The 12780-nt window shown below is 73.1% G+C and carries 16 protein-coding genes; 7 read left to right on the forward strand and 9 right to left on the reverse strand.

Features of this window, described 5'->3' with window-relative positions; all coding sequences use genetic code 11:
* Positions 1 to 7 precede the first annotated feature (7 nt).
* Positions 8 to 613: a nitroreductase family protein gene (locus FJQ56_RS07770; protein WP_140008653.1), complete on the forward strand. Its 606-nt coding sequence runs from the start codon at positions 8 to 10 to the stop codon at positions 611 to 613.
* Positions 614 to 671: 58 nt separating this feature from the next.
* Here the strand turns inward: FJQ56_RS07770 and FJQ56_RS07775 are convergent, their stop codons facing one another.
* Complete coding sequence (locus tag FJQ56_RS07775; RefSeq protein WP_140008654.1) at positions 672 to 1415, reverse strand: dienelactone hydrolase family protein; 744 nt, start codon at positions 1413 to 1415, stop codon at positions 672 to 674.
* Between the two features lie 52 nt (positions 1416 to 1467).
* On the opposite strand from FJQ56_RS07775, the gene FJQ56_RS07780 reads away from it, so the two are divergent.
* The 4 genes from FJQ56_RS07780 (at position 1468) to FJQ56_RS07795 (ending at position 4784) form a co-directional block, all read left to right on the forward strand.
* Positions 1468 to 2037, forward strand: coding sequence for a DnaJ family domain-containing protein (locus tag FJQ56_RS07780; RefSeq protein WP_140008657.1), 570 nt, complete (start codon positions 1468 to 1470; stop codon positions 2035 to 2037).
* Positions 2038 to 2098: 61 nt separating this feature from the next.
* On the forward strand, positions 2099 to 3178 hold the full coding sequence (locus tag FJQ56_RS07785; RefSeq protein WP_140008659.1) for an HpcH/HpaI aldolase/citrate lyase family protein: 1080 nt from the start codon (positions 2099 to 2101) through the stop codon (positions 3176 to 3178).
* Entirely contained in the window at positions 3178 to 4044 is an 867-nt protein-coding gene (locus tag FJQ56_RS07790) for an HpcH/HpaI aldolase/citrate lyase family protein (RefSeq protein WP_140008661.1), read from the forward strand. Before FJQ56_RS07785 ends, FJQ56_RS07790 begins: the two co-directional genes overlap by 1 nt.
* Positions 4045 to 4202: 158 nt before the next feature.
* Entirely contained in the window at positions 4203 to 4784 is a 582-nt protein-coding gene (locus FJQ56_RS07795) for an ATP-binding protein (RefSeq protein WP_140008663.1), read from the forward strand.
* Positions 4785 to 4788: 4 nt separating this feature from the next.
* Here FJQ56_RS07795 and FJQ56_RS07800 read toward each other — a convergent pair whose 3' ends face one another.
* Entirely contained in the window at positions 4789 to 5652 is an 864-nt protein-coding gene (locus tag FJQ56_RS07800; RefSeq protein ID WP_211350785.1) for a patatin-like phospholipase family protein, read from the reverse strand.
* A gap of 103 nt (positions 5653 to 5755) precedes the next feature.
* Between FJQ56_RS07800 and FJQ56_RS07805 the strand changes: the two genes are divergently transcribed.
* Entirely contained in the window at positions 5756 to 6298 is a 543-nt protein-coding gene (locus tag FJQ56_RS07805) for a Uma2 family endonuclease (protein WP_246084034.1), read from the forward strand.
* Between the two features lie 15 nt (positions 6299 to 6313).
* On the opposite strand, the gene FJQ56_RS07810 is transcribed toward FJQ56_RS07805, so the two are convergent.
* Together FJQ56_RS07810 and FJQ56_RS07815 are read right to left on the reverse strand one after the other, a co-directional pair.
* Positions 6314 to 6850, reverse strand: coding sequence for a cupin domain-containing protein (locus tag FJQ56_RS07810; protein ID WP_140008669.1), 537 nt, complete (start codon positions 6848 to 6850; stop codon positions 6314 to 6316).
* Entirely contained in the window at positions 6847 to 7767 is a 921-nt protein-coding gene (locus FJQ56_RS07815) for an amidohydrolase family protein (RefSeq protein WP_140008671.1), read from the reverse strand. Before FJQ56_RS07815 ends, FJQ56_RS07810 begins: the two co-directional genes overlap by 4 nt.
* An 82-nt stretch (positions 7768 to 7849) precedes the next feature.
* On the opposite strand from FJQ56_RS07815, the gene FJQ56_RS07820 reads away from it, so the two are divergent.
* Positions 7850 to 8623 (forward strand): hypothetical protein, encoded by a 774-nt coding sequence (locus FJQ56_RS07820; protein WP_140008673.1) that lies wholly within the window; start codon positions 7850 to 7852, stop codon positions 8621 to 8623.
* Between the two features lie 15 nt (positions 8624 to 8638).
* On the opposite strand, the gene FJQ56_RS07825 is transcribed toward FJQ56_RS07820, so the two are convergent.
* From FJQ56_RS07825 to FJQ56_RS07845, 5 genes are read right to left on the reverse strand one after another with little or no spacing between them, the layout of a single operon-like run.
* Positions 8639 to 9649, reverse strand: a complete 1011-nt coding sequence (locus FJQ56_RS07825) for a M48 family metallopeptidase (RefSeq protein WP_140008675.1) — start codon at positions 9647 to 9649, stop codon at positions 8639 to 8641.
* A 27-nt stretch (positions 9650 to 9676) separates the two neighbouring features.
* Positions 9677 to 10759, reverse strand: a complete 1083-nt coding sequence (locus tag FJQ56_RS07830; protein WP_140008677.1) for a sulfate/molybdate ABC transporter ATP-binding protein — start codon at positions 10757 to 10759, stop codon at positions 9677 to 9679.
* Positions 10756 to 11553, reverse strand: a complete 798-nt coding sequence (locus FJQ56_RS07835; RefSeq protein ID WP_211350786.1) for an ABC transporter permease — start codon at positions 11551 to 11553, stop codon at positions 10756 to 10758. Before FJQ56_RS07835 ends, FJQ56_RS07830 begins: the two co-directional genes overlap by 4 nt.
* Positions 11554 to 11577: 24 nt before the next feature.
* Positions 11578 to 12354, reverse strand: coding sequence for a molybdate ABC transporter substrate-binding protein (gene modA / locus FJQ56_RS07840; protein ID WP_140008679.1), 777 nt, complete (start codon positions 12352 to 12354; stop codon positions 11578 to 11580).
* 44 nt (positions 12355 to 12398) lie between these two features.
* Complete coding sequence (locus tag FJQ56_RS07845; protein WP_140008681.1) at positions 12399 to 12773, reverse strand: TOBE domain-containing protein; 375 nt, start codon at positions 12771 to 12773, stop codon at positions 12399 to 12401.
* Positions 12774 to 12780 lie beyond the last annotated feature (7 nt).

Genomic DNA, 12780 nt, shown 5'->3' on the forward strand with positions numbered 1-12780 from the left:
TCGGCGGATGGAGTTCCAGGACGTCGTCCGACGTCGCCGCATGGTCCGCAACTATGCCGACCGTCCCGTCGACCCCGCCATCATCGACCGTGCGCTCGACAACGCGACCCGCGCCCCCAGTGCGGGGTTCAGCCAGGGCTGGGCGTTCCTCGTGCTCGACCGGCCCGACGACGTACGCCGGTTCTGGGAGCTCAGCACCGACGCCGTCGACGAGCCCAGCCCCTGGCTGGAGGGGATGATGCGCGCGCCCGTCGTGGTGCTGCCCTGCAGCAGCAAGGCCGCCTACCTCGACCGCTACGCCGAGCCCGACAAGGGCTGGTCGGACCGCGACGAGGCCCGCTGGCCGATGCCCTACTGGCACATGGACGCCGCCAAGGCCTCGCTGCTGATCCTGCAGACCGTCACCGACGAGGGCCTCGGCGCGTGCTTCTTCGGGCTCGTGCCCGACCGCGAGCCGGCCCTGCGCGAGGCCTTCGGCATCCCCGCCTCCCACGACCCCATCGGCGTCATCACCATCGGCCACCCCGTGCCGGGCGGGTCCGCCGGCTCCCCCGCGCGGCGTCGTCGTACGCCGTGGCAGGACGTCGTGCACCGGGGGCACTGGTCGTCGTGACCCGACGTCGGTCGAGGAGGCCGCCCGCGGCCGTCTCGAGACCACCCGACCCGCAGCGTCAGTGCAGCGTGCGCGCGAACAACGCCTGCAGCTCCTCGAAGTGCCGCTCGGTGGCGGCCTCGTCGTAGACCGACGTGTCGGACATCGAGTAGCCGTGCGCGGCGCCGGGATAGACCTCGTTGCTCGCGACCAGGCCGTGCTCGGCCAGCTCGACCCCGAGCGCCTCGATCGCCTCGGCCGGCATCGAGGGGTCCTGGTCGGCGTGGCCGAAGACGAACGCGGCGCGCGCCGTGACCAGGCCCGCGTGGGGGCTGTCGGGCTGGTCGGTGACCAGGCCCGCACCGTGGAAGCCGCCGCACGCGGCCACGTCGGCGGGGTGGCCGGTGGCCGCCCGGACTGCGAGACGGGCGCCCATGCAGTAGCCGGTCACGCCGATCGGGCCGTCGGTGACGCCGTCGACCCCACGCAGGGCGTCGACGTACGCCGCGATGTCGGGGACCGCCAGGTCGGTGGTCAGGGCCCCGATGCGGGGCATCGCCTCCTGGAAGAAGGCCTCGCGCTCGCCGGGCTCGCGCAGGTCGGCGTGCGGACCGACGGCCTCGACGTCGCCCGCGCGGTAGAACACGTTGGGGGCCAGCACGACGTAGCCCCACGAGGCGATCCGGTCGGCCATCTCGGCGATCCGTGGGCGCAGCCCGATCGCGTCCATGAAGAAGAGCACGCCCGGACCGGTGCCGGACTCGGGGCGGGCGACGTAGGCCTCGGCGGTGCCGTCGGCGGCGGGGATGTCGATCAGGTCCATGCCGGCGACGTTAACCGGGGACCTTTAACCTGGAGGGGCGAGGTGATGACCGATGCCCGACCGACCCGACCGACCCGACCCACCCGACCCACCCGGCCGACCGCGGCAGGGACCCGAGCGCGACGAGCGCACCGGCGAGGCGGCCGCCGCCGCCCGGATGGCCCGCAAGGACCGCTGGGTCGAGGAGCAGATCCGGGTCGCCATGGAGCGCGGCGACTTCGACGACCTGCCCGGTGCGGGCAAGCCGATCGAGGGCCTCGGCGACTCCCACGACCCCGACTGGTGGCTCAAGAAGCTGGTCGAGCGCGAGAGGATCACGGTCCTCCCGCTGACCGTCCAGCTGCGCCGCGAGGACGCCGAGCTCGACGCGCGGCTCGACGCGATCGGCTTCGAGACCGAGGTACGCCGCGTGGTCACCGACTTCAACGAGCGGGTCGTCGCGGCCCGCTACCGCGCCCCGGAGGGCCCGCCGCTGGTGACCATGCCGCGCGACGTCGACACCACCGTCGCGGCGTGGGCCGAGCGTCGCGCCACCCGCCGGGCCGCCCGGGTCGCCGCCCAGGCCGCGGCCGAGGCCGCCGCTCCCCCGCGGCGCTGGTGGCAGCGGCGTACGACGCGCTGAGCGGGGACCGGCGAGAGATCGGTCATACCGCGCCCGGTTAAGGACTGCTAACTTCCGCGACATGCCCGCCTCCCAGAGCGCCAAGGACTTCTTCCGGCCCCTCGCGGTCGGTGCGCCGACGCCGCTGACCGAGATCCCGTTCCGACCCAGCCGCGCGATCCACTTCTTCGACCCGAGCAACGCCAAGATGGCGGCCAAGATCCCGGCGATGGTCGGCACGGTCGACGTCCTGCTCGGCAACCTCGAGGACGCCGTCAAGGCCGACAACAAGCTCGCCGCGCGCGAGGGGTTGATCACGATCGGCCGGGAGACCGACTTCGGCCCCACCCAGCTGTGGACCCGGATCAACAGCCTCGACAGCCCGTGGGCGCTCGACGACCTCACCGCGCTGGTCGAGGGCATCGGCGACAAGCTCGACGTGATCATGGTGCCCAAGGTCCAGGGCGCCGAGGACATCCACTACGTCGACCGGCTGCTCGCGCAGCTCGAGGCCAAGGCGGGGCTCGACCGGCCGATCCTCGTGCACGCGATCCTCGAGACCGCCCGCGGCATGGCCAACGTCGAGGAGATCTGCGGCGCCTCGCCCCGCATGCAGGGCCTCAGCCTCGGCCCGGCCGACCTGGCCGCCGACCGCCGGATGAAGACCACCCGTGTCGGCGGCGGCCACCCCGGCTACCTCGTCCGGCAGGACCCCGCGACCGGTGACGAGGCCGGCATCAACGCCGCGCGCACGACGTACCAGCAGGACCTCTGGCACTACACGATCGCCCGGATGGTCGACGCCTGCGCGATGCACGGCATCTACCCCTACTACGGGCCGTTCGGCGACATCGCCGACGTGGTGGCGTGCGAGGACCAGTTCCGCAACGCGTTCCTGCTCGGCTGCGTCGGCACGTGGAGCCTGCACCCCAAGCAGATCGCCATCGCCCACAAGGTCTTCTCGCCCTCGGTCGAGGACATCGCGCACGCGCGTCGCGTCGTCGCCGCGATGGGCGACGGCACCGGCGCGGTGATGCTCGACGGCAAGATGGAGGACGACGCCTCGCTCAAGCAGTGCCTGGTGGTCGTCCGGCTGGCCGAGCAGCTGGCGGCGATCGACCCCGAGCTCAAGAAGCAGTACGACGCGATCGAGGTCGGCTGATGGCTGACTTCACGCCGCTGCGCTCGGTGCTCTACATGCCGAGCTCCAACGCCAAGGCCCTCGAGAAGGCCAAGACCCTGCCGGTCGACGGCGTCATCCTCGACCTCGAGGACGCCGTCGCGCCCGACGCCAAGCCGGCCGCCCGCGAGGCCGCCGCGGCGGCCGTCGCCTCGGGCGCCTACGGCCGACGCACCATGACCATCCGCGTCAACGGCATCGGCACCGAGTGGCACGACGCCGACATCGCCGCCGCCTCCGCCGCGGGACCCGCCGCGGTCGTCGTACCCAAGGTCAGCAGCGCCGCCGAGGTCCACGCCCTGGTCGCCGCGATGGAGAAGGCCGGAGCCCCCGACCACACGAAGCTCTGGGCGATGATCGAGACGCCGGTGGCGATCCTCGACGCGCTCTCGATCGCTCGGGCCTCCGAGCGTCTGACGGTGCTCGTGATGGGCACCAACGACCTCGTCAAGGAGCTGTACGCCGAGCACGTGCCCGGCCGCGCGCCCATCCTCCCGCCCCTGCACACCGCTCTGCTGGCGGCCCGCGCGGCCGGTATCGCGATCGTCGACGGCGTCTACAACGACGTGAAGGACACCGAGGGCTTCCTCGCCGAGTGCGAGCAGGGCCGCCAGATGGGGTTCGACGGCAAGACGCTGATCCACCCCGGCCAGGTCGAGGGCGCCAACACCGCCTTCGCCCCGTCCGAGAAGGCCGTCGAGGACGCGCGCGGTCTCATCCAGGCCTGGGAGGACGGCGCCGGGTCCGGCGTGGTCACCTACCAGGGCCGGATGGTCGAGAACCTGCACGTCGAGTCGGCCCGGCGCACGCTCAGCATCGCCGAGGCGATCGCGGCGCTCGAGGGCTGAACCGCCGCCTCGTTCAGGGATTGCCTGTGGACCGGGGATCTCTGAACTTCGCAGGCAATGCATTGCCTGCGAAGTTCAGGCTTCCCCGGCGAGCAGGCAATCCCTGAAGCCACCCAATCCCGGTCGCGCCGAACCCGCCCACCTGCTCGACTGGCCCCATGCACCTCGTCGTGATCTTCGGACCTCCCGCCGTCGGCAAGATGACGGTCGGGCGCGAGGTCGCGCGCCTCACGCCGTACCGGTTGTTCCACAACCACGCCACGATCGAGCCGCTGCTCGAGGTGTTCGACTGGGGCACGCCGGCGTTCGAGACGCTGCGCGAGGAGTTCCGGACCCGGGTGATCGAGGAGGCCGTTCGTCACGACCTGCCCGGGCTGGTCTTCACGTTCGTGTGGGGGCTCGACCTGGCCGACGACACGGCGTACGTCGAGCGGCTGGTCGCCCCGGTCGTCGACGCCGGGCACCCGGTCGACTTCGTCGAGCTCTGGTCGAGCCAGGAGACGCGGCTCGGGCGCGAGGGCACGCCCCTGCGACTGCAGCACAAGGCGAGCAAGCGCGACGTCGAGTGGGCCAGGGGCCACCTGCGCGAGTGGGACGCCGACCACCGGCTCAGCACCGGACCCGACCAGGCGTTCCCGCTGGCCGGGCGCTACCCGCACCACCGCGTCGACAACGACGACCTCTCGCCCACCGAGGCGGCGCAGGCGATCGTCTCGGCGCTGGGTCTGCCCCGCTCCTGATCACCTACCCCCAGAGCGCGCGCAGCTCGTCCACGTGCTCGGCCGCCTGCGCGCGACCCGCGCGCGCCGACGGCGGCCGGGCGGCCGGGTCGAGCACGTTCTTGCCGATGGCACGCAGCGAGCCCGGGTCGGGCGTGATCACGACGTGGCGCACGCCGAGCGCGGTCAGCTGCCGAGCCGCGCTGTGGATCGGGCCGACGCCGCGGTCCATGGGCGAGAGCACCACGACCGGGTCGAAGCCGTCGGCGAGGTCGGCGTTGGCTCCGGACCGGACGCCGCCGTCGATGAAGGTGCGACCCCCGATCGGGATCGGCGGATAGACGCAGGGCACCGCGCAGGACGCGTTGACGGCGTCCTCGAGCGCCACCTCGGGTACGTCGCCCCGCGGGCCGAACGTCGTGAGCTCGCCGGTCGAGGCGTCGACGGCCGTGACCACGAGGTCGCGGTCGTTCCACTCGAGACCGCCGATGCGCTGCGCGACCTGCTCGTAGCGCTCGGCCACCGTGGGGGTCCTGCCGCGCGCGGCCAGCGCCACGGCCTGTCCGCCGAGGATCCGGCCGAACCGCTCGATGTCGCCCCGGGCCCGCAGCAGCGACGTCGCGAACCGGATCGCGACCGACGCACCGATCGACGCCAGCGGCGCGGTGTCGCCGAGCGCGGCCGGCGAGAGCAGCTGCCGGCGGTAGAGCTCCTCGAGCCCGATGTCGGAGGTGATCTGGGCACCGACGATCGACCCGGCCGACGTGCCGATGACGCGGTCGGCCGTGGTCAGGTCGACTCCCGCCTCCGCCAGTCCGGCCAGCATCCCGGTCTCCCACGCGATGCCCGTGATGCCGCCGCCGCCCAGGACCAGTGCTCTCTTCGTCACGGGCCCAGTGTGGCGCGCCTGTGGAGGAGGCGAGCACGTTGCTCGCCGATTCGTCAGCATCGACCCATGACGACCGACTCGGAGGTGGGGCACCATGGACACCATGACGACGATGCCGCGAGCCAGCGACGGGCTGACCGTTGCTGACCTCGACGGCTTCCCGGACGACGGATGGCGCTACGAGCTGCTCGACGGGACGCTGCTCGTGAGCGCCGCCCCGTCGTTCGCCCACCAACGTGCGCAGATCGCCCTCGTCCTCCTCCTGGCCGACTCGATCCCGCCCGACCTGGTGCTGCTGGTGGCTCCGTTCGACGTCCTGCTCGACGGCACCACGCTGTTGCAGCCCGACCTCCTGGTCGCCCCCCGCGGGCAGTTCGCCGAGAAGAACCTCCCGGGTGCGCCGCTGCTCGCGGTCGAGATCCTCTCCCCCAGCACCCGGCTCATCGACCGCAACCTCAAGAAGGCGCGGTTCGAGGAGGCCGGCTGCCCGTCGTTCTGGGTCGTCGACCCGAACGAGCCACGACTGACCGCGTGGGAGCTGGTCGACGGCGCCTACGTCGAGGTGGCCGACCTCGCCGGAGACGAGTCGTGGACCGCCTCGGCGCCGTACGCCGTCACGATCAGCCCTTCCCGGCTCGTCGGCTGACGGCCACAGCCGGGGTCAGTCGCCGACCAGCGGACGCAGCTCGTCGGCGTACGAGACGGAGAAGCGCCGCATCACGCCGGTGTCGCTGATGGAGTACTGGCCCATCCGCCACAGCGGCGGCGAGTAGGCGTGGATCGAGACCGAGCCGTCGACCGCGCCGCCCATGCGGTGGATGTGGTCGGGGCCGAAGTCGAGGGTGCCGCCGACGGTGACGGTCTTGACGACCGGCTCGCCGCCGAGCCGCGGGCGGCTCTCGGTCAGCGCGCCGGCGGTGACCGCCACGGCTCCGGCCGAGGTGTCGTGGTCGTGCCAGCCCGTGTCGTCCTCGAGGTTCCAGCACAGCAGCCACACGTCGATATCGCTGTCGCGGTAGAGGGAGACGAAGTGGCGCCCCTCGCCGTCGTGGCGCACGTGGTCGGCCCACAGGTCGGGGCGCGAGGCGAGCTCGCGGACGAACGCGAGGAGCTCGGGAGTGGTGAGGTCGCGGCCGGGCAGGGCGGGCAGGTCGTGCTCGGTCAGGATGCTGGTGGTCCGGGACGGGGCGATGGTCATCGGGTGCCTCCGTGGAGCAGGTGGTCGGGATTGTTGACGAAGAGGGCCTGGGTGAACGCGTCGCCCAGACAGGGGTCCCGGGGAAGCGCATAGGGCCGGTCGGAGCCGTGCACGATCGGGTCGATCCCGACCACGCGGACCATGGCGTCGACGGCACGCGGACCGTAGGACGAGGTGTCGTAGTAGACGTGTCGGTCGACCGCACCGAGCTGGCCGCCGCGCGCCACCAGCCGCTCGTGGTGCAGCGGGGCGAGACCGGCGAGGGCGACGAAGCAGATCCGCAGGTCGGGCAGCAGCGCGCGGCCCGCGACGTGCCACGCGAACCAGGCCGCCGTCAGCTGCGCGGTGTACGACGTCAGCGCCGGCCACCACCCGGGCAGGTCCCCCGCGCCGGACGACCCGGACGCGGCGGCCGGACCGGGGTGCACGAGCAGCGGCAGGTCAGCCGACTCGACCACGGCGAGGACCGGCGCGAGCCGCTCGAGGGCAGCGGGGTCGAGCAGCGCGGTGGCCGGCACCTGCAGCCCGCGCACCGCCGGCACGGCGAGGGTGGTGCGGAGCGAGTCGAGGTCGGGCTCGACCAGGTTGACCGCGGCCCACAGCCCGTGGCCCGGCTCGAGGGCGTCGGCGACGCCGTGCCAGGCGTCGAGCAGCGGCGCCGCCTCCTCGGGAGCGAGGGTCTCGATGCCGAGCGGGCTCGACAGCGACAGCAGGGCGAGGTCGACACCGTCGGCCACGTCGATCGCCCGGCGATCGGCCAGTGTCGCGCGCACGCCGTCGCCGGCCACGAGCACGAAGTCCGGCTCACCGTCGAGGAGCAGCCGGTCGCCGACGACGCGGGGCGACTGCGAGCGGCGCCGGAGCTGCTCCACCAGCGCGTCCGGCCAGGCGTGCTGGTGGACGTCGGTACGGGACATGCTCGAGACTATAACTCGATTGACTTTGTATGGTTAGAGGCATGTCGCGGGTTGGTCACACCGACACCCTACGGTGGTCCGCATGGCCTCGACCCTCGCGTGCATCGGCCTCGACGTCGACAGTCTCGAGACGCTCAACCTCCACCTCGCCGCGATGCCGTCGCAGGTCGTCGGACGCATCGGGGGCGTGGAGTCCGTCCGCTACTCCGACGAGAGCGGCTCCCGGGTGGTCGTCGCCGTCGACGGCGAGGGCGACACCGTCGACCTCGTGCCGTCGTACGACGGACGGCCGGGCGCGCTGCTCACCGAGGTCGGACCGCTCGGCCCGGTCGTGCAGGCCGACGCCGTCGACGAGACCGGCGAGGTCCTCACCCGGCTCGCCGTCGACCTCGAGCAGCGCCGTCACCTGACCGGCATCGTCACCTCGCAGGCGCGCGCGTCGGTGGTGGCCCTCGGCCTGGAGATGGGCGTGCACGCCGACGCCGCGGCGTTCGCCACGTCCGACGCGAGCATCCTCGGCACTCCCGAGCCGGGCGAGGACCCGACCCGCTTCGCCGCGGAGTCGTTCGTCTCCTACGGACTGTTCCGGGGCGCCGAGGACCCCGAGCCGACCGCCTTCCTCGCCGGGACGGTCCTCGCGGCCGACACGCGCACCCACGGCGTCACCGGGCAGGTCTTCCACGTCGCGCGGGTCCGCACCGTCGGGTTCGAGGCCACCGTGTGCCTGCCCGGCTCGGAGCACCCCGTCGCTCCCGAGCCCGGCAACGTGGTCGCCGGCGCCTGCTACCTCGTGGTCGACATCGCGTCGCTGTGGACCGTCGAGCCGCCCCGCCGCAAGAAGCGCCGCGGCCGCTGAGCGACGCCGCGGCGTCTACTCGCCGCGGCGCAGCCGCTCGTCGAGCCAGATCTTCATGCTCCCCGCCACGCCCGCCACGTCGTGGACGAGCTTGCCGAGCGCGTCCTGGGAGGACTCGAAGGCGCTGGAGTAGGACTGCGCGGCGTCCCTGGCCGCGTCGGTGACCTTGGCCTCCGCGTCCTCCTCGCGGCGGGGGTAGGCGCCGGCGAGGATGGCGGCGTAGTCACCCGAGTCGACCCAGGCGCGCAGCTCGGCGGCCCGGACGACGGCGAACGGGTGGGTGGTCTTCTCGACGAGCATCAGCTTGAGGACCGAGTCGCGCAGGTCGCCGCTGTCGAGGTAGTCCTGGCCCTGGGCCATGAACGTCGCGAGGTCGAGCTCGCCCATCAGGCCGCCGCTGGCCAGCTGCATGTGGGCGCGGATGGCGGCGGCGGGGTCCTGGGTGGCGAGCAGCCCAGCGCGGTCGGCGGACAGCTCGGCCTTGCGCGACCACTCGTAGAGCGCGGCGATGATCGCGCGGACGCCGAGCCCGCCGAGCGGGATCGTGTTGAGCACGCCGGTGAGGTTGATGAGTCGGTCGAGCAGGGTGCGGTAGACCGCGTGCCCGCTGAGGGCGTGACCGAGCTCGTGGCCGATGACGAACCGCAGCTCGTCCTCGGCGAGCAGGTCGACCAGCGCCGAGTTGAGCACGATGATCGGTCGGTCGAGCCCGATCGTCACCGCGTTGAGGGTCGGGTCGGCGCGCACGTAGAGCTCGGGGACCTCGTCGGTGTCGAGCACCCGGGCCGCGTCGCGCAGCAGGAAGTGGAGCGTGGGGAACTGCCGCTCGTCGACGCGGATCGTCGTACCGAGGAGCAGCAGGCGCGTGGTGCGCTCGTTGACCAGGCCCGACATCGCCTTGAGCACCGTGTCGAAGCCCTTGAGCTTGCGCAGCGCCACGAGCGCCCCGCGGTCGGCCGGGTGCTCCCAGGCGCGCGAGCTGATGCCGGGCAGGGTGGCCCGCGAGCGGGTCGGCTGGGACGTCACGCGGTCACTGTAGGCAGTCGACCCGCGTCAGGCGGGATAGACGTCGACCTCGGTCGCCTTGACGCTGAAGAAGACCTCGTCGCCCGGGACCAGCTCGAGCTCGGCGGCCGCCGTCGGGGTGACGTCGGCCGACAGGCCGGCCAGTCCCGACGCCTGGTCGCCGCTGCGGATCCGGACCAGGTCGCCCACCGGCTCGACGGCCGCCACCGTGACCGGGACGACGTTGCGGGGGCTGCCGTGGGGGGCGCTGCGGTAGACCGCGACGGCGGTGGGGCGGAAGACCGCGACGACCGGTGCGTCGACAGCGGGCACGACGTCGCCGGCCCGGCCGGCCACGACGGTGCCGTCGTCGCGCACCACGCCGGCAGCGGACCAGCGGCCGACGACGAGGTTGAGGCCCGCGAGCCGGGCCGCGAAGGCGCTGCGCGGCCGGGCGAGGACATCGCGGGTGGGGCCCTGCTCGACGACACGGCCGCCCTCGAGCACCAGCACCCGGTCGGCGAGGAGGAGCGCGTCGAGGACGTCGTGGGTGACCACGACGCAGGTGCGCTCGGCCAGCACCCGACGCAGGGTCTGGCGCAGGGCGGGCGTGACGGCCACGTCGAGCGCGGCCATCGGCTCGTCGAGCAGCAGCAGGTCGGGCTCGGCCGCGAGGGCCCGGGCGACGGCGGCGCGCTGCGCCTGGCCGCCGGAGAGCCGGCCCGGCCGGCGGTCGGCCAGCTCGCCGATGCCGACGTCGTCGAGCCACTCCCGCGCCCGCGCCCGCGAGGCCGACCGACCGGCACCGGCGCTGCGAGGGCCGAACGCGACGTTGTCGAGGGCCGACAGGTGCGGGAACAGCAGCGGCTCCTGGGCCAGCAGGGCCACCCGCCGCCGGTGCGGCGGCAGGTCGACCCGCGGGCCGTCGTACGACGCACCGACCGACAGCAGGACCCGACCGTCGAGCTCGACGCGGCCCGCGTCGGGGCGCAACAGACCGGCGAGGACCGCCAGCACCGTCGACTTGCCGGCCCCGTTGGGGCCGAGCAGGGCGACCGTCTCGCCCGCGGCGACCTCGAAGGCGACGTCGACGCCACGCTCCGGCACGCTCGCCGCGAAGGACAGGGTCACAGCGAGGTCCGTCCGGTCCGGGCCAGGCCGATCACCAGCACCGCGACGACGACGAGCACGAGCGCCAGGGCGATGGCCGCGTCGGGGTCGGTCTCGCGCTGCAGGTAGATCTCGAGCGGCAGGGTGCGGGTGACGCCCTCCCGGCTGCCGGCGAAGGTGACCGTCGCGCCGAACTCGCCCAGCGAGCGCGCGAAGGCCAGCACCGCGCCGGAGACGAGCCCCGGCAGCGCGAGCGGCAGGGTGACCCGCAGGAACACCGTGGTCGGCCGCGCACCGAGCGAGGCGGCGACCACCTCGTAGCGTTCGCCGGCGGTGCGCAGCGCCCCCTCGAGGCTGACCACGAGGAACGGCAGCGCGACGAACACCTGCGCCATCACGACCGCGAGGGTCGAGAAGGCGACCGTCTGACCGACGACCTCGAAGGTCTCGCCGATCAGCCCGCGCTTGCCGAACGTGTAGAGCAGGGCCAGGCCGCCGACCACCGGCGGCAGCACCAGCGGCAGCAGGACCAGCGAGCGCACGACGCCCTGCCCGGGGAAGCTCGTGCGCGCCAGCACCAGCGCCATCGGCACGCCGATCAGCACGCACACGACGGTGCTCGCGGCCGACGTACGCAGGCTGAGCAGCAGCGCTGCCTGCGACGACTCCGAGGTGACCAGGCTCCAGAAGTGGGACCAGTCGACCTGCGCGACGATCGCCACCAGCGGCAGCAGGACGAACAGCGCCCCGAGCAGGGCCGGCACCAGGACCCACCGGGGTACGCCGACGGGGCGGGGTCGGGTCCGCGTCGGCACCCTAGGGACCTTAACGACGGTGGGTCACGGCGCGCCGAACCCGGCGGCCTGCAGCACCTGCTGACCCTGGTCCCCCAGGACGAGATCGACGAACTCCTTCGCCAGATCCGCCTGGTCGCTGCCCTTGATCGTGGTGATCGGGTAGGTGTTGACGACCTCGGACGACTCCGGGAACTCGATGCCGAGCACGTCGTCGCCGGCCGCGAGCACGTCGGTGACGTAGACGAGCCCCGCGTCGGCCTGGCCGGAGGTCACCTTGCCCAGCACGTCGGCGACCGACTGCTCCTCGCTGACCGGGTCGAAGGTCAGCCCGGCCGCCTCGGCGACCTTCTGGGCGGCCGCACCGCAGGGCACCTCCGGGGCGCAGAGCACCAGGTCGAGGTCGCCGGTGAGGTCCTGGAGGGTCCTCACCCCGGCCGGGTTGTCGGGCGGGGTGACGATCTCGAGGGTGTTGGTGGCGAAGTCCTGCGGGTCCTGGCCCTGCAGGTCGTCGTCGGTCAGCGTGTCCATGTTCTTCGTGTCGGCGGAGGCGAAGACGTCGGCGTCGTCGTCGGCGCCGTTCTGGAGCTGGGTGACCAGGTCGGCGGACCCGCCGAGCACGAGGTCGACGGTGACGCCGTCGTGGGTCTCCTCGAACTCGGTCTTGAGCTCGCCGAAGGTCTTCTTCAGCGACGCGGCGGCGTAGACGGTGAGGGTGGTGCCGCCGTCGCCGCCGTCGCCGCCGTCACTGCCGCCGCACGCCGCCAGGACCGGGGCGAGCAGGGTCAGGGCGAGGACCGGGACCAGGCGGCGGGGCGTCATGGGCAGGATGATGCCACCTAGGCAAGACCTAGGTACCGGTCGTCTCAGGCCTCGACGATCACCGTCGTCGCCTTGACCACGGCCGTCGCCGGGGAGCCGGGCTCGAGACCGAGGTCCTCGGCGGCCTCCCTGCTCATCAGCGACACGATGCGGAAGTCACCACACGCGAGCTCGACCTGGGCCATCACGCCGTCCTTCTTCACCGACACCACGACCCCGGCCATCCGGTTGCGCGCGCTGCTCCCCCGCGGCGCCGATGCCTCCAGCCGGACCAGGTCGGCGAGCTTGTCGGCCCGCAGCACGCGCTGGTTGCGCTGCCGCTCGAACTCGACCCGCCCGTCGGCCTCCCAGCGGCGCAGCGTGTCGACGCTGACGCCGAGGGCCGTGGCGACCTCGCCGATCCGCAGGTACTCGGGCATGCCGTCA

The organism is Nocardioides plantarum (genome assembly GCF_006346395.1).
Classification (GTDB): domain Bacteria; phylum Actinomycetota; class Actinomycetes; order Propionibacteriales; family Nocardioidaceae; genus Nocardioides; species Nocardioides plantarum.